The sequence below is a fragment of the Streptomyces sp. CNX435 genome (genome assembly GCF_059570575.1).
Genome location: NZ_JCANTA010000002.1, coordinates 408,607 through 429,428 on the forward strand (window position 1 = coordinate 408,607; position 20,822 = coordinate 429,428).

20 protein-coding genes are annotated in these 20,822 nt (G+C 73.5%); 12 read left to right on the top strand and 8 right to left on the bottom strand.

Annotated elements, in window-relative coordinates; genetic code table 11:
* The first annotated feature begins 75 nt into the window (after positions 1-75).
* The 8 genes from T328_RS05110 to T328_RS05145 all read left to right on the top strand — a co-directional run bounded on the left by T328_RS05110 (position 76) and on the right by T328_RS05145 (position 9,093).
* Positions 76-1,587: a sugar ABC transporter ATP-binding protein gene (locus T328_RS05110; protein ID WP_496494640.1), complete on the top strand. Its 1,512-nt coding sequence runs from the start codon at positions 76-78 to the stop codon at positions 1,585-1,587.
* Positions 1,584-2,624 carry an ABC transporter permease gene (locus T328_RS05115; protein ID WP_496494641.1) on the top strand — a complete coding sequence of 347 codons (1,041 nt, stop codon included), beginning with the start codon at positions 1,584-1,586 and terminating at the stop codon, positions 2,622-2,624. The genes T328_RS05110 and T328_RS05115 overlap by 4 nt, the downstream gene beginning before the upstream one ends.
* Positions 2,621-3,604: an ABC transporter permease gene (locus T328_RS05120; RefSeq protein WP_496494642.1), complete on the top strand. Its 984-nt coding sequence runs from the start codon at positions 2,621-2,623 to the stop codon at positions 3,602-3,604. Before T328_RS05115 ends, T328_RS05120 begins: the two co-directional genes overlap by 4 nt.
* Positions 3,605-3,669: 65 nt before the next feature.
* Entirely contained in the window at positions 3,670-4,743 is a 1,074-nt protein-coding gene (gene rhaS, locus T328_RS05125) for a rhamnose ABC transporter substrate-binding protein (RefSeq protein ID WP_496494643.1), read from the top strand.
* A gap of 13 nt (positions 4,744-4,756) precedes the next feature.
* Entirely contained in the window at positions 4,757-5,077 is a 321-nt protein-coding gene (locus T328_RS05130) for an L-rhamnose mutarotase (protein WP_496494644.1), read from the top strand.
* A gap of 9 nt (positions 5,078-5,086) precedes the next feature.
* On the top strand, positions 5,087-6,535 hold the full coding sequence (locus T328_RS05135; protein ID WP_496494645.1) for a BNR repeat-containing protein: 1,449 nt from the start codon (positions 5,087-5,089) through the stop codon (positions 6,533-6,535).
* A gap of 22 nt (positions 6,536-6,557) precedes the next feature.
* Positions 6,558-8,003, top strand: coding sequence for an arabinose isomerase (locus T328_RS05140; protein WP_496494646.1), 1,446 nt, complete (start codon positions 6,558-6,560; stop codon positions 8,001-8,003).
* A 76-nt stretch (positions 8,004-8,079) separates the two neighbouring features.
* Positions 8,080-9,093, top strand: coding sequence for a LacI family DNA-binding transcriptional regulator (locus tag T328_RS05145; protein ID WP_496494898.1), 1,014 nt, complete (start codon positions 8,080-8,082; stop codon positions 9,091-9,093).
* Here the strand turns inward: T328_RS05145 and T328_RS05150 are convergent.
* Positions 9,077-10,279, bottom strand: a complete 1,203-nt coding sequence (locus T328_RS05150; RefSeq protein WP_496494647.1) for an NAD(P)-binding domain-containing protein — start codon at positions 10,277-10,279, stop codon at positions 9,077-9,079. The genes T328_RS05145 and T328_RS05150 overlap by 17 nt on opposite strands.
* Before the next feature lie 55 nt (positions 10,280-10,334).
* Here T328_RS05150 and T328_RS05155 point away from each other — a divergent pair, with 55 nt between their 5' ends.
* The gene (locus tag T328_RS05155; protein WP_496494648.1) at positions 10,335-10,757 is read left to right on the top strand and encodes a secondary thiamine-phosphate synthase enzyme YjbQ; all 423 of its coding nucleotides are present in this window, start codon (positions 10,335-10,337) and stop codon (positions 10,755-10,757) included.
* A gap of 97 nt (positions 10,758-10,854) precedes the next feature.
* Here T328_RS05155 and T328_RS05160 read toward each other — a convergent pair whose 3' ends face one another.
* A complete protein-coding gene (locus T328_RS05160) occupies positions 10,855-11,541 on the bottom strand; it encodes an HAD family hydrolase (protein WP_496494649.1) in 687 nt (228 codons plus the stop codon).
* A gap of 177 nt (positions 11,542-11,718) precedes the next feature.
* Between T328_RS05160 and T328_RS05165 the strand changes: the two genes are divergently transcribed.
* Positions 11,719-12,759, top strand: a complete 1,041-nt coding sequence (locus T328_RS05165) for a lactonase family protein (protein WP_496494650.1) — start codon at positions 11,719-11,721, stop codon at positions 12,757-12,759.
* 145 nt (positions 12,760-12,904) lie between these two features.
* Here the strand turns inward: T328_RS05165 and T328_RS05170 are convergent, their stop codons facing one another.
* From T328_RS05170 to T328_RS05190, 5 genes are all read right to left on the bottom strand, one after another.
* Entirely contained in the window at positions 12,905-13,810 is a 906-nt protein-coding gene (locus T328_RS05170) for a sirohydrochlorin chelatase family protein (RefSeq protein ID WP_496494651.1), read from the bottom strand.
* 211 nt (positions 13,811-14,021) lie between these two features.
* Positions 14,022-15,029 (bottom strand): N-acetylglucosamine kinase, encoded by a 1,008-nt coding sequence (locus T328_RS05175; RefSeq protein ID WP_496494652.1) that lies wholly within the window; start codon positions 15,027-15,029, stop codon positions 14,022-14,024.
* 5 nt (positions 15,030-15,034) lie between these two features.
* Positions 15,035-15,721, bottom strand: a complete 687-nt coding sequence (locus T328_RS05180; RefSeq protein WP_496494653.1) for a uracil-DNA glycosylase — start codon at positions 15,719-15,721, stop codon at positions 15,035-15,037.
* Between the two features lie 110 nt (positions 15,722-15,831).
* Positions 15,832-16,914, bottom strand: a complete 1,083-nt coding sequence (locus T328_RS05185; RefSeq protein ID WP_496494654.1) for a WD40/YVTN/BNR-like repeat-containing protein — start codon at positions 16,912-16,914, stop codon at positions 15,832-15,834.
* Positions 16,915-17,013: 99 nt separating this feature from the next.
* Positions 17,014-17,655: a DUF305 domain-containing protein gene (locus T328_RS05190; protein ID WP_496494655.1), complete on the bottom strand. Its 642-nt coding sequence runs from the start codon at positions 17,653-17,655 to the stop codon at positions 17,014-17,016.
* A gap of 174 nt (positions 17,656-17,829) precedes the next feature.
* On the opposite strand from T328_RS05190, the gene T328_RS05195 reads away from it, so the two are divergent.
* Positions 17,830-19,308, top strand: a complete 1,479-nt coding sequence (locus T328_RS05195) for an LVIVD repeat-containing protein (protein ID WP_496494656.1) — start codon at positions 17,830-17,832, stop codon at positions 19,306-19,308.
* A gap of 115 nt (positions 19,309-19,423) precedes the next feature.
* Here the strand turns inward: T328_RS05195 and T328_RS05200 are convergent, their stop codons facing one another.
* A complete protein-coding gene (locus T328_RS05200) occupies positions 19,424-20,065 on the bottom strand; it encodes a TetR/AcrR family transcriptional regulator (RefSeq protein ID WP_496494657.1) in 642 nt (213 codons plus the stop codon).
* A gap of 267 nt (positions 20,066-20,332) precedes the next feature.
* Between T328_RS05200 and T328_RS05205 the strand changes: the two genes are divergently transcribed.
* Complete coding sequence (locus T328_RS05205; protein ID WP_496494658.1) at positions 20,333-20,821, top strand: ribonuclease FAU-1 family protein; 489 nt, start codon at positions 20,333-20,335, stop codon at positions 20,819-20,821.
* The last annotated feature ends 1 nt before the right edge of the window (position 20,822 follow it).

Here is a 20,822-nt window from a genome sequence, read left to right on the forward strand (position 1 = left end):
CTGTTGGGGGAGGTCTAGCTTCCGTGAAAACTGATTGAAACCTTTCACGAGCTGCCGACCGCAACGGTGCTGACCATGACAGAAGTGCCCGTCCTGGCCGCGCGCGGCCTGAGCAAGTCCTTCGGGGCCGTACGCGCCCTGGAGGACGTCTCCCTCACGCTGCACGCCGGCGAGGCGCACGCCCTCGCCGGGGAGAACGGCGCGGGGAAGTCCACCCTCATCAAGACGCTCGCCGGAGTCCACCGCCCCGACGCCGGCCACCTGCTCCTCGACGACGCCCCGGTGGCCTTCCACGGCCCGGCCGACGCCCGCGACGCGGGCATCGCCGTGATCTACCAGGAACCCACGCTCTTCCCCGACCTGTCCATCGCCGAGAACATCTTCATGGGCCGCCAGCCCCGCCGGACGCTGCGCCGCATCGACCGCACGTCGGTGCACGACGCCACCGCCGCGCTCATACGCCGCCTCGGCGTCGACCTCGACCCCGACCGCCCGGCGCGCGGGCTGTCCATCGCCGACCAGCAGATCGTGGAGATCGCCAAGGCGCTGTCGTTCGACGCCCGCGTCCTGATCATGGACGAGCCCACCGCCGCCCTCACCGGCAGCGAGACCGCCCGTCTCTTCGCCGTCGTCGAGGCGCTGCGCGGCGAGGGCGCCGCCGTGCTCTTCATCTCCCACCGGCTGGAGGAGATCTTCCGGCTCTGCCGGCGCGTCACCACGCTGCGCGACGGCCGGTGGATCGCCACCGACGAGGTCGCCGCGCTCACCGAGGACGACCTCGTACGCCGCATGGTCGGCCGCGACCTCGACGAGCTGTACCCCAAGCAGGACGCCGAACTGGGCGAGACCGCGCTGTCCGTGCGCCGGCTCACCCGCGAAGGCGTCTTCCACGACGTCTCCTTCGACGTCCGCAGCGGCGAGATCGTCGCGCTCGCCGGGCTCGTCGGCGCCGGCCGCAGCGAGGTCGTCCAGGCCGCGTTCGGCGTCGACACCCCCGACGCCGGCGAGGTGCACGTGGCCGGCCGCCCGCTGCGCCGCGGCTCACCCACCGCCGCCATGGACGCGGGCGTCGCCCTGGTCCCCGAGGACCGGCGGCAGCGCGGACTGGTCATGGAGATGTCCATCGAGCGCAACATCGGCCTCACCGGGCTCGGCCGACTCGGCTCCGCCGGCCTCGTCAAGCGCGCGCTGGAGCGCGCCCGGGCCGCCGACTGGGCGGCGCGGCTGCGGCTGAAGTACGGGCGGCTCACCGACGACGTCGGCGTGCTCTCCGGCGGCAACCAGCAGAAGGTCGTGCTCGCCAAGTGGCTGGCCACCGAGCCGTCGGTGCTCATCGTCGACGAGCCGACACGCGGCATCGACGTGGGCACCAAGGCCGAGGTGCACCGGCTGCTCTCCGAACTGGCGGCCGGCGGCCTCGCCGTGCTGATGGTCTCCTCCGACCTGCCCGAGGTCCTCGGCATGGCCGACCGCGTGCTCGTCATGCACGAGGGCCGCCTCGTCGCCGAGATCCCGAGGGCCGAGGCCACCGAGGAGTCCGTGATGACCGCCGCGACCGGCCGCGGCGCCAGGGAGGCGGCCGCATGAGCGCGACCGTACAGAAGACCGAGCCCGCCCCCGCGGGCGGCGACGAGCGCTCCGCGCGCTCGCTGACCGACGTGATCTTCCGCGCCCGCGAACTGTCCATCGGCGGCGCCCTCGTCCTGCTGATCCTCTGCACCTGGATCGCCAACCCGAGCTTCCTGGACGACCAGGGCGTCGAGGACCTGCTGCTCAACTCCTCCATCCTGGTGCTGCTCGCCGTCGGCCAGTCCGTCGTCGTCATCACCCGCAACATCGACCTGTCCGTCGGCTCCGTCGTCGGCCTGACCGCCTTCGCCTGCGGCGACTTCGTCTCCGGCACCGACCACAGCGCGTTCGTCGTCGTCCTCCTCGGCATCGCGCTCGGCACCGCCTGCGGCCTGGTCAGCGGGCTGCTGGTGAGCTTCGGCAAGGTCCCCGCACTGGTCGTCACCCTCGGCATGCTCTACGTCATCCAGGGCCTGGACTACTGGTGGGCGGGCGGCGAGCAGATCAACGCCGCCAACCTCCCCGACGACGTCCTCTCCCTCGGCACCGGCAGCATCCTCGGCATCCCGTACCTGCCGCTGATCACCGCCGTCGTCCTCGCCGGCACCGCGTACTACCTGCGCTCCTATACGGGCGGTCGCGAGCTGTACGCCATCGGCTCCAACCCCGAGGCCGCCCGGCTCGCCGGCATCCCCATCCGCCGCCGCGTGCTCGGCGCGTACGCCTTCTCCGGCGCGATCGCCGGCTTCGCCGGCGCGCTGTGGCTCGCCCGCTTCGGCACCGTCGTCGCGGACGCCGCGAACGGCTGGGAGCTGACCGTCGTCAGCGCGGTCGTCGTCGGCGGCGTCGCCATCACCGGCGGCGTCGGCTCGGTGTGGGGCGCCGCGCTCGGCGCCGCGCTGCTCACCACCATCGGCAGCGCGCTGGTCGTGCTCAAGGTCAGCTCCTTCTGGCAGCAGGCCATCACCGGCGTGCTGCTGCTCGCCGCCATCACCACCGACCGCATCGTGCAGCGGCGCACCACCAGCGCGCTGCGGAAGAGGAGGCGGCCGTGAAGTCGCTCGGCACCTACCTGCGGTGGGACACCGCCGTCGGCATCCTGCTGATCGCGGTGTTCCTGGCCGGCACCTCGTCCACCGAGGGCTTCGCCGCCACCGGCAACATGTCCGCCGCGCTCAACGACACCGCCGAGATCGCCCTCATCGCGCTGCCGATGACGCTGCTCGTCGTCGCCGGCCAGGTCGACCTGTCCGTCGCCTCCATGCTCGGCCTGTCCAGCGCGCTCGCCGGCTCGCTGTGGGACGCCGGCTATACCTTCGAGCTGATCGTGCCGCTCTGCCTGCTCGCCGGCGCGGCCGGCGGGCTGCTCAACGGCTGGCTCGTCACCCGCGTCGGGCTGCCCCCGCTGGCCGTCACCATCGGCACCCTCACCCTCTACCGGGGCCTGGCCTCGGTGGTCCTCGGCGACAAGGCCGTCGCCGGCTTCCCCGACACGTACGCGAAGTGGGCCTCCTCCACGGAGACCGTGCCGGGCACCTTCGTGCCGTACCCCATCGCGCTCTTCGCGGTGCTCGCCGTGCTCGCCGCCGTGCTGCTGCACATGACCGGCTTCGGCCGCTCGCTGTACGCCATCGGCGCCCAGGAGGACGCCGCCTGGTTCGCCGGCATCCGCGTCAAGCGCATCAAGCTCGCGCTGTTCGTCGTCTCCGGCCTGATGGCGTCCTTCGCGGGCATCGTCTACACCCTGCGCTACGGCAGCGCCCGCGCCGACAACGGCCTCGGCCTGGAACTTGTCGTCATCGCCTCCGTGCTCCTCGGCGGCGTCGACTTCAACGGCGGCAGGGGGACCCTCGGCGGCGCCGTCGCCGGCGTGCTCCTCATCGGCCTGCTCAACAACCTGCTCACCCTCAACGACGTGGCCAACGAGATCCGCGTGATCGTCACCGGGCTGCTGCTCATCGCCTCCGTACTCGCCCCGCGCGCCGTCTCCGCGCTCGCGGAGCGCCGCAACCGCCGCCTCGCCGCGGCCCCATGACCCGCCGACCCTCGTCCGACTCCGCCTCCGCGACGCGCGGACGCGAACGCGAAAGGTTCACCCGCATGCGTAACAAGAGCCGCACCCTCGCCGCGACAGCCGCGCTGTGCGCCCTCACCCTGGCGGCCGGCGCCTGCTCGGGCACCACCAAGGACGACGCGGAGAGCGACGCCAAGGAGCAGGCGTCGGACGCCACCGCGAACCCGGACGCGCCGCTGAAGAAGGGCCTGAAGATCGCGTTCCTGCCCAAGCAGATCAACAACCCGTACGAGCAGATCGTCGACGAGGCCGGCATCGAGGCGAGCGCGGAGTTCGACGCCGAGGCCAAGGAGGTCGGCCCCTCCGACGCCAAGGCGTCCTCGCAGGTCTCGTACATCAACACCCTCGTCCAGCAGCGGCAGGACGCCATCCTCATCGCCGCCAACGACCCCAACGCGGTCTGCGGCCCGCTGAAGACGGCCATGCAGCAGGACATCAAGATCGTCGCCTACGACTCGGACACCGCCAAGGACTGCCGCCAGCTCTTCATCAACCAGGCCAGCTCCGAGGAGATCGGCCGCAGCCAGGTGCAGCGCATCGCCGAGCAACTCGGCCACAAGGGCGAGATCGCGATCCTGTCCGCGACGCAGAACGCCACGAACCAGAACACCTGGATCAAATACATGAAGGACGAGCTGAAGAAGCCGGAGTACAAGGACATGAAGCTGGTCAAGGTCGCCTACGGCGACGACGACGACCAGATGTCCTTCCAGGAGACGCAAGGGCTGCTCAAGGCGTACCCCGACCTGAAGGGCATCATCTCGCCCACCACCGTCGGCATCGCCGCCGCCGCCCGCTACATCAGCTCCTCCGACTACAAGGGCGAGGTCGTGCTCAACGGCCTCGGCACGCCGAACCAGATGCGCAAGTTCATCAAGGACGGCACCGTCGAGGAGTTCTCCCTCTGGGACCCCAAGGACCTCGGCTACCTCGGCGCCTACGCCGCCGCCGCGCTGGCCTCCGGCCAGATCACCGGCAAGGAGGGCGAGAAGTTCGAGGCCGGCAAGCTCGGCGAGTACACCGTCGGCAAGGACGGCGAGGTCATCCTCGGCCCGCCGACCGTGTTCGACGAGAAGAACATCGACGAGTACGACTTCTGAGGGGCCCGGCGCGATGCCCCGCGTCTGCTTCCTGCTGAAGGTACGCGCCGGCCGGCTGGCGGAGTACCGCGAGCGGCATGCGGCCGTGTGGCCGGACATGCTCGCCGCGCTCTCCGCCGCCGGCTGGCGCAACTACTCGCTCTTCCTGCGCGACGACGGCCTCCTGGTCGGCTACCTGGAGACCGACGACTTCGCCGCCGCGCAGGCCGCGATGGCCGCGAGCGACGTGAACGCGCGCTGGCAGGCCGAGATGGCCCCGTTCTTCGAGGCGCTCGACGGCGCCGCGCCGGACGCGGCCGTACGCCCCCTGACAGAGGTCTTCCACCTCGACTGAGGACCCCCCATGACACCGTTCTCCCTCTCCCTCGTGAAGCCCGCGCTCGTGGCCGCCGCCCTGTTGCTGACCGCGGTCGCGCTCCCGTCGGCCGCGGCGGGCCCCGGCCCCGCCGCGGCGCCGGGTCCCTCGCTGACCCGGATCGCCGACACCGAACTCGACCCGGAGGCGATCTACTTCGTCTCGTACGACGGCCTGGTCAACAACAGCTCCTTCACGAAGAACGGCATCCTGACCCACGCGGGCCACCAGTACGCGGCGTGGTACACCGCCGACCGCAGCGCCGTCGTGGCCCGCCGCGCGCTCGGCGAGCAGCGCTGGGAGACCGTCACCCTGGACCACAGGCTCAAGGCCGACGACTCCCACAACGTCATCTCGCTCGGCGTCTCCGCCGCCGACGGCCGGCTGCACGTCAACATGGACTCGCACTCCGACGGCTTCTTCTACGTCAAGTCCGCGCCCGGCCTGATGAGCGAGCCCGGGAAGCACGACTGGACGGCGGGGAACTTCGGGGCCGTCCAGACCTCGCTGGACGGGCTGGCGCTCACCGACCGCTTCACCTATCCCCAGTTCGTCGCCACCCCCGCCGGCGGGCTGCTGCTCAGCTACCGCGACGGCGTCTCCGGCAACGGCCGCAACGCGCTGGCCGCCTACGACGGCACCCGCTGGCGGGCGCTCGGCCAGTGGTCCGGCTCCACCGGCACGTACACCACCGCCCACGGCAGCAGCTCCGCCCGCAACATGTACCTGCACGGCATCGACTACGGGCCGGACGGCACCCTGCACGCCTTCTACACCTGGCGCGAGCAGAACACCGCCGTCATGTGCGCCCCCGGCGGCCTCAGCAACCACGACACCGGCTACGTCCGCTCCACCGACGACGGCCGCACCTGGACCAACGCCGCCGGCCAGGTGGTCGGCACCACCGGCGGCTCCGACCTCGTCGCCTTCGACGATCCCGGCACCGTCGCCGACCCGCTGAACGCCGACCACGCGCTGATGAACCAGGAGCACCAGGCCACCGACTCCGCCGGCCGCCCGCACGCGCTCATCAGCTACGTCCCCGGCCGCTTCGGCCAGTGCGCCACCGACTACGTCGCCGACCGCAAGGCGAACGCCCGCGCCTTCCACGTCCACCGCGACGACGCCGGGCAATGGCACAAGACCGAGATCGACGTGCCGCTGGACTCCACCCAGCGCTCCAAACTCGCCTTCGACCGCCACGACAACGCCTACGCCGTCCTGCCCTACGGCCGCGTCGTCGCCGCCTCCGCCGCCTCCGGCTGGACCGACTGGCAGGTCCTCTTCGACGGCGCGGGCCTCGACGCCTTCGGCGAGGTGATCCTCGACGAGACCCGGCTCGCCCAGGACGGCGTCCTGTCCTTCATGTACCAGCAGAAGTCCACCGGCACGACGCCCTCGCCGCTGCGCACCGTGGACTTCGCCCTGCCCGGCTAGGCGCACCCGCTAGGAGCCACCCATGACGACCGCACGCACCCCCGCCACCGCACGCAAACCCAGGATCGGCCTGGTCGCGGGCGGACTCGGCGCGTACTGGCCGCAGTTCCCCGACCTGCTGCCGCAGCTCAAGCGCTCCGCCGCCCGCGTCGCCGAGCGGATGGCGGGCTTCGACGCCGAGGTCGTCGACGCCGGCTTCATCTCCGACGCCCCCGAGGGCGCCGCCGCGGCGGAGAAGCTGCGCGCCGCCGACTGCGACCTGATCGTCGGCTTCCTCACCACGTACATGACCGCGACCATGCTCGTCCCCGTCGCCCAGCGCAGCGACGCGCCCGTGCTGCTGATCAACCTCCAGCCCACCGAGGCGATGGACCACGCGAGCTTCGACACCGGCCAGTGGCTCGCCTACTGCGGCGCCTGCCCGCTGCCCGAGATGGCCAACGCCTTCGAGCGCTGCGGCGTCGACTTCCGCTCCGTCTCCGGGCACCTTCAGGACGAGCGGGCGTGGGCGCGCATCGGCCGCTGGATCCGCGCGGCGGGGGTGCGCGCCGTGCTGCGCCACGGCCGGCACGGGCTGATGGGCCACCTCTACCCGGGCATGTACGACGTCTCCACCGACCTCACCATGGTCACCGCGAACCTCGGCGGTCACGTCGAGGTGCTGGAGTTCGACGACCTGCGGGTACGGGCCGAGAAGGCCGGCGACGACGAGGTGGCGGCCAAGCTCGCCGAGACCCGCGAGGTCTTCGACCTCGACGACACCGTGGACCCCGACGACCTCGCGTGGGCGGCGCGGGTGTCGGTGGGCCTGGACCGGCTCGCCGCCGACTTCGACCTCGACTCCCTCGCGTACTACCACCGCGGGCTCGACGGCGAGACCCACGAGCGGCTTGGCGCCGGCATGATCCTCGGCGCCTCCCTGCTCACCGCCCGCGGCATCCCCGCCGCCGGCGAGTACGAGCTGCGCACCTCGCTCGCCATGCTCGTCGCCGACCGGTTCGGGGCCGGCGGCTCCTTCACCGAGATGCAGGCGCTCAACTTCCGCGACGGCGTGGTCGAGATGGGCCACGACGGCCCCGGGCACCCGGCGATCAGCGAGGGCCGGCCGCTGCTGCGCGGCCTCGGCGTCTACCACGGCAAGCGCGGCTGGGGCGTGTCCGTGGAGTTCGACGTACGGCACGGGCCCGTCACCGCGGTCGGCCTCGGCCAGAGTCGCGACGGCCGCTACCGGCTCATCGCCTCCGCCGGCACCGTCAACGCCGGCCCGCTGCTGGCCATCGGCAACACCACCTCCCGCGTCGACTTCGGCCGCGACCCGGGCGAGTGGTGCGACGAGTGGAGCGCCAGCGGCGTCGGTCACCACTGGGCGCTGGCCACCGGCCACCTCCTGCCCGAGCTGCGCGCGCTCGCGGACCTCGCCGGGCTGGACCTGGTGGAGGTGGCGGGGACCGGCGGTGGCCATGCGTAGCATGAGCGACGGGCCGCGGCCGGGGCGCGCCGCGTACGACCGGCTGGACGGCTGAAGGGGAACGCGCGTGGGGCGCATGGTGGGCATCAAGGACGTCGCGCGGCACGCGGGCGTCTCCGTCGGCACCGTGTCGAACGTCATCAACCGGCCCGACAGCGTGGCCACCGCCACCCGTGAGCGGGTGCAGGCGGCGATCGACCGGCTCGGCTACGTACGCAGCGAGTCGGCGCGGCAGCTGCGCGCCGGACGCAGCCGCATCATCGCGCTGCTCGTACTGGACATGACGAACCCGTTCTTCGTCGACGTCGCCACCGGCGCGGAGCGCGCGGCGCGGGACGCCGGGCTCGGCGTGATGCTCTGCAACAGCGCCCAGAGCCCCGCGGAGGAGGCCGAGTACCTGGGCCTCTTCGCCGAGCAGCGGGTCCGCGGCGTGCTCGTCACCCCCGCCGACACCAGCGGGCGCACCCTGGAGTCCTTCGGCCGGCACGGCATCCCGTACGTCTTCGTCGACCGCACCGTCGCCAGCGCCGACGCATGCTCGGTCTCCCTCGACGACATCCAGGGCGGCATGCTCGCCGCCCGCCACCTCATCGGCGCCGGCCACGGCTCCCTGGTCTACGTCAGCGGCCCCATGCAGCTGCCGCAGTGCCAGGACCGCCACACCGGCGCGCTGGCCGCCCTCGCCGAGGAGGGCCTCGGCCCCGAGGCGCTGCTGCACGTGGAGACCGGGCAGATGGACGTCGCCGCGGGCCGCGACGCCGGCGCCCGGCTGCTGGGCATGTCGCCGCGCCCGTCGGCGGTGTTCTGCGCCAACGACCTGCTGGCCCTCGGCGTACTCCAGACGCTCTTCGCGGCGGGCGTCTCCGTCCCGGGAGACATCGCGCTCGTCGGCTACGACGACATCGAGTTCGCGGCGGCGGCGGCGGTGCCATTGACGTCGGTGCGCCAGCCGGCGCACCGGATGGGCCGGGAGGCGGCGGAGCTGCTCATCGAGGAGACGGGGGAGGGCGTGGAGGAGCACGCACACCAGCGGATCGTGCTGCAGCCGGAGTTGGTGGTACGCAGCTCCAGCCTCAGCCGGCAGCGCTGAGGGCCGCGCGACCGGCGCCGCCGCCGCGGTCGCCGTCGGCGCTGCCGGTGCCGGCGCTGCTGGTGCCGGTCCGGTCGGTGCCGGCGTGGTCGGTGTCCGCGGGCACGGCCTCGGGATCCGGGGTGGCGGTGAGCAGACGGGTCAGTTCCCTCACCGCCGTGCGGCCGGCGCGGTTGGCGCCGATGGTGCTCGCCGACGGGCCGTAGCCGACCAGGTGGATCCGCGCGTCGCGGGCCGCGCGGGTGCCGTCCAGGCGGATGCCGCCGCCCGGTTCGCGGAGCTTCAGGGGCGCCAGGTGGTCGACGGCCGCGCGGAAGCCCGTCGCCCACAGGATGGCGTCCGCGTGGAAGACCGTTCCGTCCGCCCAGGCCACGCCCTCCGGCGTGATCCGCTCGAACATCGGCCGCCGCGCCAGCACGCCCGCGTCCCGTGCCGCGCGCATCTCGTCCGTCAGCGGCAGCCCCGTCTCGCCGACCACGCTCGACGGCGGCAGCCCGGCCCGTACCCGCGCCTCGACCCTGGCCACCACGGCGCGGCCCCAGTCCTCGTTGAACGGCCCCTCGCGCCACACCGGCGGGCGGCGCGTCACCCAGGCGGTCTCCGCCGCCGTACCCGCCAGCTCCAGCAGGTGCTGCGTGCCGGAGGCGCCGCCGCCGACGACCACCACCCGCTGCCCGGCGAACTCGTCCGGACCGCGGTACTGCGCCGTGTGCAGCTGGCGACCGCGGAACCTCCCCTGGCCCGGGTAGCGCGGCCAGAACGGCCGGTCCCAGGTGCCCGTGGCGTTGACCAGCGCGCGCGCCGACCAGGTGCCCGCGTCTGAGACGACCAGCAGCCGCCCGGCCTCCTCCCCGTCGCCCTCGCGTACCTCGGCCACGTTCACCGGCCGCAGCACCGGAAGCTCGAAGGCGCGCTCGTACCCGGCGAAGTACCCGGCGACGACCTCAGCGGCCGGCCGGGTGCCGTCCGCCGCCGCGGCGGCCAGCGGCATGCCCGGCAGGTCGTGCACGCGGTGCGCCTTGCCGTACGTCAGCGTGGGCCAGCGGAACTGCCACGCGCCGCCCGGGCCGGGGGAGTGGTCCAGGACGACGAAGTCCAGGCCGGCGCGGCGCAGGAAGTACGCCGCCGACAGCCCCGCCTGGCCGGAGCCGACCACCACCACCTGCGTCCTCGCGATGCCGCTCATGTGTGCGCCAACGCCCGGGGCGGCGTGGGTCTTCCCCATGCGCGATGCTGGCCCCATGACCGACGTCTTCACGACCCACTCGCTCCAGATCACCACCGGCGCCGGAGAAACGGTGCACGACCTCACCGCCGACTGTGACGCGTTCCTGCGCGAGGCGGCCGACGGCCGCGACGGGCTGCTCAACGTGTTCGTGCCGCATGCCACCGCGGGCATCGCGATCATCGAGACGGGCGCCGGCAGCGACGACGACCTCCTCGCCGCGCTGCACGACCTGCTGCCCGCCGACGACCGCTGGAACCACCGGCACGGCAGCCCCGGCCACGGGCGCGACCACGTGCTGCCCGCGCTGGTGCCGCCGCACGCCACGCTGCCGGTGCTCGGCGGCCGGCTGGAGCTGGGCACCTGGCAGTCGGTGGTGCTGGTCGACACCAACCGCGACAACCCGCGGCGCAGCGTGCGGCTGTCGTTCCTCGGCTGAACCCGGGCGGTTGCGGCAGGGGGCACGAACAGGACGGAGGGAGCATCCGGCGGCGCCCCGGCGGCGACGCCTGCGGACTGCCCTTTCCGCCGCCCCGTCACGCCCCGCCCGTCACCCACGCGAACGCCCGCTCGGCCGAGAACTCCCCCTGCCCGCCCCGGAACACCAGCCCCGCCCCCGCGGCGACCGCCTCGTCCGCCTGCTCCGGCAGATACGGCACCGCCACGCACCGCATCCCCGCCCGCCGCGCCGCCTCCCACCCCGGCGGCGCGTCCTCCACCACCGCGCAGTCCTCCGGCCGTACGCCCAGCCGCCGGGCCGCCTCCAGGAACACGTCCGGCTCCGGCTTGCCCCGCGCGACCTCCTCCGCCGCGACCAGCACGGTGAACAGTCCGGCCAGCCCCGCCGCCGGCAGCACCGCCTCGATGGCGACGCGCGAGGAGCCGGACGCGACGGCCGTCGGGCACCCGGCCGCGTACAGCATCTCGGCGAACTTCCGCATCTGCGGATACGGTTCCGTCGCCGCTCGCGCCAGCCGCACGTACTCCGCGTTCTTCTCCGCCAGCAACTCCTCCACCGGCGCCGCCAGCCCGTACCGCTCGCGCAGCGTGCGCAGCGTCTCCCGGGTGCCCACCCCGAGGAACCCGGCGTGGTCCTCCCAGGTGAAGTCCGGGACGCCGTGCCGCCCGAGGACGCGGCGCCCGGCCTCGTAGTAGTTCGGTTCGCTGTCGACGAGGGTGCCGTCGAGGTCGAAGACGACGGCGGTGGGTCCGGTGGCGCTCATGCGGCCAGCATGCCAAGGCCGGTACGCCGCGAGCCGCCCGGGCCCGGCGGTCGGGGCGGGCCGGCCGGCGACCCGGGAACGTCTCGCCGGCGTCGTGCGGGAGATGGCCGGACGGGCGGGAGATCGTCGGGTAGGGTCGCCCGGACCGGCTCCGGGCCTGCTGGAAGGGGAAAGCACATGGGTGAATCGGTTCTGCGGGCCTGTGTCGGCTCGTACTCCAGCCGTGGCGGCGCCGGGATCACCGTCGCCGCCGTGGACCCGGACACCGGCGCCCTCACCCCGCGGCACTCGACGGACGCCGTCCCCGACCCCTCGTTCCTCGCCGTCGCCGACGGCGGCGGGCTGCTGTACGCCGTGAGCCAGACCGAGGGCGGCAGCGTCGCGGCGTTCCGGCTCGCCGACGACAAGCCCGAGCCCGTAGGCGCCCCCGTGCCCGTCAGCGGCGACCACCCCGCCCACCTCGCCCTCGCCGGCGGCCACGTCATCACCGCCAACTACACCTCCGGCAGCTTCAGCACCGTGCCCATCACCCCCGACGGCAGCCTCGCCGGCCCCGCCGCCCTGCTGCAGCACGAGGGCGGCGGGCCGGTCGCCGAGCGCCAGGAGGGCCCGCACGCCCACCAGGTGGTGCCCGACCCGACCGGCCGCTGGGTCCTCGGCGTCGACCTCGGCACCGACTCCGTGCTCGTCTGTGCCCTCGACGCCGACCGCGGCGCGCTGCGGCTGAACCACGAGGTCCCGCTCCGCCCCGGCACCGGCCCGCGCCACCTGGCCTTCCACCCCGACGGCCACCGGGTCTACGTCGCCTGCGAGCTGGAGCCCGTCGTCACCGTCTGTTCCTGGGACGCCGCGACCGGCACCCTCGAACCGCTCGCCGAGGCCCCCATGCTGACCGCCGAGCCGGCCGAGACCCCGTACGCGTCAGGCATCGTGGTCTCCCCGGACGGCCGCTTCTGCTGGACCGCCGTCCGCGGCCCCGACGTCATCGCCACCCTGGCGCTCGACGAGGACGGCGGCGTCCGCGAAACGGTCTCCCACGTCCCCTGCGGTGGCGCCTGGCCGCGGGACCTCGCGATCGACCCGACCGGCCGCCACCTCTACGCGGCCAACGAGCACTCCGGCGACGTCACCTGGTTCGAGATCGACGCGGAGAGCGGCACCCCGCGGCGTACCGGCTCGGCGGCGGTGCCGGGAGCGTCGTGCGTGGTGTTCGCCTGAGCCGGTCCCACCCGCCGGCCCATGACTGCGGCCCGTAGCGCAGTTCCGTCACGTCGCGGAGCCGCCGGCGCGCGCCGACCGCTCCCGATGTCCGCGATATCTGCGATGTCCTGCACGGGGCGTGCGCCCCGCCCGTACGTCCACGTCAGCGCATCGGCGACCCGGCGGGCTGCGGCGCGATGCCCAGCGTCGTCGTGTACTGCGTCAGCGCCAGCTGCCCGACCGACGGGTACGGTCCCAGCGGCTCCGCCGCCTCGCACGCCGCCTCCCGCGCCGCGGTGGCCAGCATCTCCGCCGGCAGCTCGGGCCCCAGCGCGTACGGCGCGAGCGCGAGCCGCGCCGAGCCCGAAGTCCGCAGCGACTCCGCGACCTTGGCCACCGCGCCCGCCCGGTCCAGCGGCGCCGCCAGCACCGGCACCGCCAGCCGCGCCGAGAGCAGCATGCCCGTCACACCCGCCGCCTGTACGGCCTCCTCGCCGCCCACGGCGCCGAGGATAATGCCGTCCGCCGCGGTCGCGACGGTGAACAGCCGCGCGCGGTCCGCACGGGCGAGCCCCGCCTCCGACAGCCGCACGTGCAGTGCCTCGGCGAGCAGCGGGTGCGGCCCGAGTACGTCGGTGAGCTCGACCGCCGCCCCGCACGTCGCGATGGAGTCGCGCACCCGGTCGAGCAGCACGGGGTCGGGACCCGCGAGCAGCGGCACCACGACGGCCACCGGCACGTCCTGGGCCACCTGCAGCGTCCCGGCCTCGGCGAGCGCGGCGCGCTGCGCCGCGGCCTGCGCCAGCACCGTCGTCAGCGGCGGGAACTCATCGCTCTCGCCCTCGACGTAGGCGACCCGGCCGTCGAGCCCCGGCAGGTCGGAGCGGGCGATGCTCAGCACCTCCTCGGCCATGCTGCGGATCGACGCCTCGGGCGCCCCCGGCACGGCCAGGACCAGCGCCGGCGCGCCCTCGGGCGCGCTCGGCCGCTCCGGCTTGCGGTGCCGCCCCGGCTGTCGGCGGGGCATACGTACGGGCAGACCGGCTGCGTGTCCATCGGCAGAGCTCATGGCGCCGCATGTTAACGCGTCACCGCCGCCCGACACATGCCCGGGGTGGGCATTCGCCCGCGGGCGTGACCACCGGAGCACGCGGGCCGACAGGGGGTGACGGATCTCCTACGTACCGTCTCCGCTCCGCTACGCGCGGTCGCCGCGCCCGTCCGGCGGCGTCGTCCGGCGGCGTGGTTCGGTCGCCGGCCGCCACGCCCGGCTCCGGCAGCTACCAGACGTCGAGCATGCCGTGCTCCAGCGGCAGCACCAGCTCCTCCGCAGCCAGCGCGGCGGCGATCCGCAGCGCCCCCGCCAGCGGCGATCCCGCCAGCGGCGCCCCCGCCGCTGCCGCCACCCGGGCGCGCGGCAGCCGCTCCGCCAGCTCCGCGCGCAGCGGCGCCAGCAGCGGCTCGCCGATGCCGAAGAGACCGCCCGTGAGCACGACCGTGCTGCCCGGGTCGGCGGGGCAGACCGCGACGGCCGCGGCGGCGATGTGCCCGCCCGCTTCGCCGAGGATCGCGGCCGACACCGGGTCGTGCGGGGCGCACCGGGCGACCTCCGGGGCGAACCGCGCCAGCACCGCCGGACGGTCCGGCCGCGGGTACAGCAGGCCCGGCATCTCCGTACCGGTGCCGAACACCGCCTCCATCCGGGCCAGCAGCGCCGCCGAGCCGCCGCGGCGGCCGTCGAACGCCCGCATCGCCGCCTCCAGCCCCGCCCGCCCGATCCACGCGCCGCCCCCGCAGTCGCCGAGCAGGTGCCCCCAGCCGTCGGCCCGCCGCCACCCGGCCGCGTCGAGCCCGGTGCCCACGGCGATCACGCCGGTGCCGGCCGCGACGACGGCGCCGGGGTGCTGCCCGACCGCCCCCGCGTACGCGGTGACGCCGTCGGCGGCGAGCGCCAGGCGCCGTACGCCGAGGGCGTCCGCCAGGGCGTGGGGCAGCCGGGCGCGGAGATCGGCGCCGAGGGAGGCCATGCCGGCGGCGCCGACGCACACGGCGTCGAAGGACTCCGCGCCGGTGTCGCGCAGCAGCGTGTGCGCGGCGGGGAGCACCTTGCCGAGGAGGTCGTCGGCGTCGAGCCCGTTCTCCCCGGTGCCGACCGGCCCCGCGGTCGCGACGGCGGTCTCGTCCGCCGCCGGCTCGCCACCCTCTCGCGGGACGGCCGCCACGGCGATGCGCAGCCCCGAGCCGCCGGAGTCGATGCCGAGCACCCATCGGGCCGTGTCGCTGGTCATGGCGGCTATCCGTTCGTCGGCAGCGTCCAGTCCACCGGCTCCGCGCCCTGCTCCCGCAGCAGCTCGTTGGCCCGGCTGAAGGGGCGGGAGCCGAAGAAGCCGCGGTCGGCGGACATGGGGGAGGGGTGGGCGGACTCGATGGCGGGGTAGTCGCTGAGCAGGGGGCGCAGATTGCGCGCGTCGCGGCCCCAGAGGACCGCCACCAGCGGCCGGCCGCGCGCGGCGAGCGCCCGGATGGCCTGCTCGGTGACCTGCTCCCAGCCCTTGCCGCGGTGCGCGGCGGGGCGCCTCGGCGCGGTGGTCAGCGCCCTGTTGAGCAGGAGCACGCCCTGCGTCGTCCAGGGGGTGAGGTCGCCGTTGGCGGGGCGGCGGTGGCCGAGGTCGCTGTGCAGCTCGCGGAAGATGTTCTCCAGGCTGCCGGGCAGCGGGCGCACGTCGGGGGCGACGGAGAAGCTGAGGCCGACGGCGTGGCCCGGGGTGGGGTACGGGTCCTGGCCGACGACGAGCACCCGCACGTCGTCGAAGGGCTGCTGGAACGCCCGTAGCACGTTCGGCCCGGCGGGCAGGTATGTCCGCCCCGCCGCGATCTCCGCGCGCAGGAAGTCGCCCATGGCGGCGATCTGTTGGGCGACCGGTTCCAGGGCCTTGGCCCAGCCGGCTTCGACGATGTCGTGGAGAGGACGTCCAGCCATGGCCGGTCACTCTACTGGCTCCGCGGACCCCCGCCCGCCACGTCCCGGACGCCCGCCGTCCGCCGGCCTGCTCCTGTCCGCCGGCCGTCTCCCGTACGGCCCGCCGCGCCTCAGACCGCCGCCGCCCGCACGCACAGCACGTCCGGCAGGTGCGCGGCGAGCTGCGTCCAGCTCTCCCCCTCGTCGGCGCTGGCGAAGACCTCCCCGTTGCGGTTGCCGAAGTACACCCCGGCGGGGTCCGCGTCGTCGGTCCACAGTGCGTCCCGCAGCACCGTGCCGTAGTGGTCCGCCGCCGGCAGTCCCGCCGACAGCGGCTCCCACGTCGCGCCCGCGTCCGACGTGCGGTAGACCCGGCAGCGGTTCTCCGCGGGCACCCGGTCGACGTCGGCGGTGATGGGGAAGAGGTACGCGGTGCCGCCGCGCGAAGGGTGCGTGGCGACGGCGAAGCCGAAGTCCGACGGCAGGCCGGCGCCGATGTCGGTCCAGGTGGCCCCGGCGTCGTCGCTGCGGTACACGCCCCAGTGGTTCTGCAGGTAGAGCCGGTCCGGGTCGACCGCGTCCCGGGCGACCTTGTGGACGCACTGGCCGAACTCCGGGTATCTGTCCGGCTGGAAGACCACCTGTACCCCGGAGTTCGACGGGGCCCAGCTCGCGCCGCCGTCCTCGGTGCGGTAGACGCCGCCGGCGGAGACGGCGACCGTCACGGACTCGGCGTCCCGCGGGTCGGTGACCACCGTGTGCACCGCGAGCCCGCCGCCGCCCGGCTCCCACTTCTCCCGCGTGGGGTGGTCCCACAGCGACCGCACCAGCTCGAACGTCTCGCCGCCGTCCTCGGACCGGAACAGGCCACCGGGCTCCGTGCCCGCGTACACCACACCGGGGGCCTCGGCCCCGGCGGGCTTGAGCTGCCACACCCGCTCCAGCGACGTGCCGGTGTCCTTCGGGTACTTCACCGGCTGCCGCCGGGGCTCCTCCCACGTGGCGCCGAGGTCGTCGGAGTGGAAGACCGACGGGCCCCAGTGCGCGCTGTCGCCGCCGGCGAGCACCCGCGGCAGCGGGCCGCGCGTGTCGATGCCCACCGAGTAGACGGCCTGGGCCTTGAAGTGCGGCCCGTCCAGCTCCCACGCGCCGCTCCGGCGCCGCCCCAGGAACAGCCCCTTGCGCGTGCCGACCGCGAGCAGTACGTCCTGCATGGGATCCACCTCCGTGCGCCGACCTCGTCGTCGGCTACGGGACAGTCTGCACCCGACCACTGACACCACCCACAGGACGCGCAAAACCGCAGGCCGGCGCTATGCCAGCTTCTCCATGCGCCCGATCTCGCTCACCTGCTGTGCGATCACCCCGGTCGCCAGCTGCTCGACGTACTCGTTGTTCCCCTTGCCGAGTACCTCCTCGGCCATCGTCACCGCGCCCCCGTGGTGGGCGATCATCAGCTTGAGGAACAGCTCGTCGAAGTCCTCGCCGCGCGCCGCCCGCAGCCGGTCGAGGTCCGCCTCGCTCGCCATCCCCGGCATCGCCTCGTGGCCGCCCGCGTGAGAGCCGCCGCCGTCGCCCGGGTTCTCCTCCAGCCACGCCTCCATCGCCGCGATCTCCGGCTGCTGCCCGGCCGCGATCCGCTCGGCGATCCTGCGCACGTCCTTGGCGCCCGCGTGCTTCTCCGCGAGGTCGGTCATCACGATCGCCTGCCCGTGGTGCTCGACCATGTCGCGCATGTACGTCACGTCCGCCGAGTTGGGCCGGTCCTCGCCGCGCGCCTCGTCGACCTCGTCCGCGGGGATCGTGGCGGCCTCCTCGCCCGGCTTCCCGGGCGCGATGACGGACGCCTCGGCGCCGCCCTTCGCGTCGTCGGAGGAGTCGTCTCCGGTGCAGCCGGCGAGCAGCAGCACGGCGGTGAGCGGAACGACTGAGGCGAGTACTCGACGGTGCCGCAAAGTGACCTCCGTACAGGTGGTGCCGGCGAGGTGCCAGGTATGTCCTAGCACGAGCGTGCGCTGACAGGACCAAAACTTTCCATTACGGCTGTGTTTCCGTCTGTTGATCTGTACATGCTTGGCGGGATACTGCCTTGATTTCAACTGCCAGGCGCCACCACAGGAGGGAATCACGTGACGTCGTTGCACAGATCACGCGCACGGCGCAGAGGTCTGGCCGCGGCCGCAGCCCTGATCGGGCTCGTGGGCTCGCTGCTGACCGCGGGTTCTGCCGCGGCCATCCCGGACCCCGGCGACGAGCCGCAGGGCCCCAAGAAGCTGAGCAGCAGCGAACGGTCGCAGGCACAGGCCGCCATCGAGCGCGGTGACGTGCCGGGCGTGGACGAGATCGACAAGAGCGACAACATCGACCACGTCGCCCACGTGGACAAGCGGGCCATCACGGGCACCAACTCCGACATCGCCTTCCAGGGCCGCTACGCCTTCGCGGGCAACTACGACGGCTTCGTCGTCTACGACATCGCCGACCCCAAGAGCCCGGAGATCGTGAGCGAGGTGCTCTGCCCCGGCTCGCAGAACGACGTGTCGGTCTCCGGCGACCTGCTGTTCCTGTCCACGGACTCGTCGCGCAGCGACGAGTCGTGCAGCAGCACCACCCAGCCCGCCACGGAGAAGGACTCCTGGGAGGGCATGAAGGTCTTCGACATCAGCGACAAGCGCAACCCCGAGTACGTCGCCGCGGTCGAGACCGCCTGCGGGTCGCACACCCACACGCTGGTGCCCGAGCGCAGGAACGTCTACGTCTACGTCTCCTCGTACTCGCCCAGCGACACCTTCCCCGACTGCCAGCCGCCGCACGACGGCATCTCGATCATCAAGGTGCCGCGGTCCGCGCCGGAGCGCTCGGAGGTCATCGACTTCCCAGTGCTGTTCCCCGACGGCGGCAACCCGGGGAGCACCGGCAAGTCGGCCACGACCGGCTGCCACGACATCACCGCCTTCCCCAGGCTGGACATCGCGGCCGGCGCCTGCATGGGCGACGGCATCCTGATGGACATCTCCGACCCGGAGGAGCCGGAGGTCATCGACCAGGTGCGCGACTCCGAGAACTTCGCCTTCTGGCACTCGGCGACGTTCAGCAAGGACGGCGAGAAGGTCGTCTTCACCGACGAACTCGGCGGCGGCGTCGGCGCGACCTGCAACGAGGAGATCGGCCCGAAGCAGGGCGCCAACGGGATCTACGACCTGAGAGGCCGCGGCGAGAACGCCGATCTGGTCTTCCGCAGCTACTACAAGATCCCGCGACACCAGGCGGACACCGAGAACTGCGTCGCGCACAACGGCTCGCTGGTCCCCGTGGCCGGCGAGCGCGACATCATGGTGCAGGCCTGGTACCAGGGCGGCGTCTCGGTCTGGGAGTTCACCGACTCCCGCCGGCCGAAGGAGATCGCCTACTTCGAACGCGGCCCGCTGTCCGACACGGACCTCATCACCGCCGGCTCCTGGTCCGCGTATTACTACAACGGCTATGTCTACTCCAACGACATGGCCAAGGGCCTCGACGTCCTGAGGATCGACGACCCGCGCACCGACAGCGCGCGCTGGGTGCGGCTGAGTGAGCTGAACACGCAGACGCAGCCCGACTACCGCTGATCGGTACGCGCCGCTGATCCGCACGCACCGCCCGGCCGCATGCACCGCCGAGCCGTACGCACCGTTGGTCCGCGTACCGCTCGGTCGGTGCACCGGCGGTGGCCGCCACCCGCGGCTACCGCTGGTGCGCGGCCCGCACCGGCATCCCGTCGGAGGGCAGCACGCCCTTCGGCGGGACGCCGAGGTGCCAGTCCAGCCCGTAGCGCCGGAACAGCTCGCCGCGCAGCCGGTCGAGCGGCATCGGCACCCCCGGCAGCAGCAGCGCGAAGACCGCGCCCATGAGCTGCGCGCGCAGCATCGGATACTCCGTGTCCGGGGCGGGTGAGCCCCAGCGCGCCACGGTGTCGCGCAGCAGGTACGCCAGCCGCTGCTGCTCCGCGCACTGGATGAAGCCGTCCGCCTGCAGGATTCCGGCCATATGGTGACGCATGAGCACCGGGTGGTCCTGTGAGAGGCTGAGAATCGCGTCGATGGCGCGGGCCATCCGCTCCTGGCCGTCCTCCGTGTGCGGGGGCCGCTCCAGGGCGGAGCCGAGCGTAAGATGCATCAGCCGGTGCACGGCCGACTGCACCAACTGGCGTTTCCCGGGAAAGTAGTACGAGACGAGACCGCGTGCGGAACCGGCGCGTTCCGCGATGTCCCCCAAGGTCGTGCCCTCGAAGCCCCGTTCGTCGACCAGCTCCACCGTGGCCTGCAGCAGACGCTCCCGGGAACGGCGTCGGAGTTCTTCATTGACTGCGGGCCTGCGGGGGGACATCCTGTAACTCCTGCCTTCACTGGCTGTCAGCCAGTATACTCAGCGAGGCTTCCGGCACCGAGGTCAGCGCCTCGGGTGCCGGGGGAGCGGTGGGCTCGGGCGATGCGGGGGATCGCCCGAGCCCACCATGCCTCGGTGCGGAGAATTGTCCGCGACCCCCGGGAACCCCGGGTCCACGCCGGCCGTTCGACGGTGTGAGGCCCCGCGCTCCCCCGTCGCGGGGCCTCACCAATTGCCATGCCGGGGGTCGCGTACGGGAGGAAGGACATGCTGACACCGGGCAGCGAGGTCGAGGTCACGCTGGTCAAGCAGCTGCGACCGGGCCTGAGTTACCCGGCGGTCGTCCTCCGCGACGACGGAACCCACGCCGTCGTGCGCGCCCCCTGGGCGGGCCCGACGGAGCGCGACGCCGGCTACGTGCGGTTCGAGCGGGGCGACGTGTGGACCGAGCACTTCTGGCGCGACCGGTGGTACTCGGTCAAGGAGATCCACGACGCCGACGGCCACCTCAAGGGCTGGTACTGCGACGTAGCCCGCCCCGCCCGCGTCGACGACGACCGCGTCACCGTGCACGACCTGGACCTCGACCTCTGGCTCTCCGGCGACCGGCAGACCCTCCTCCGGCTCGACGAGGACGAGTTCGTCGCCAGCGGCCTGCCCGAGCGGGACCCCGGGACCGCCGCCCGCGCCCGCGCCGCGCTCGACGAGCTGGAGACGCTGGCCCGCGCCGGCCTCGACGAGCTGCTGGCCGCCTGAC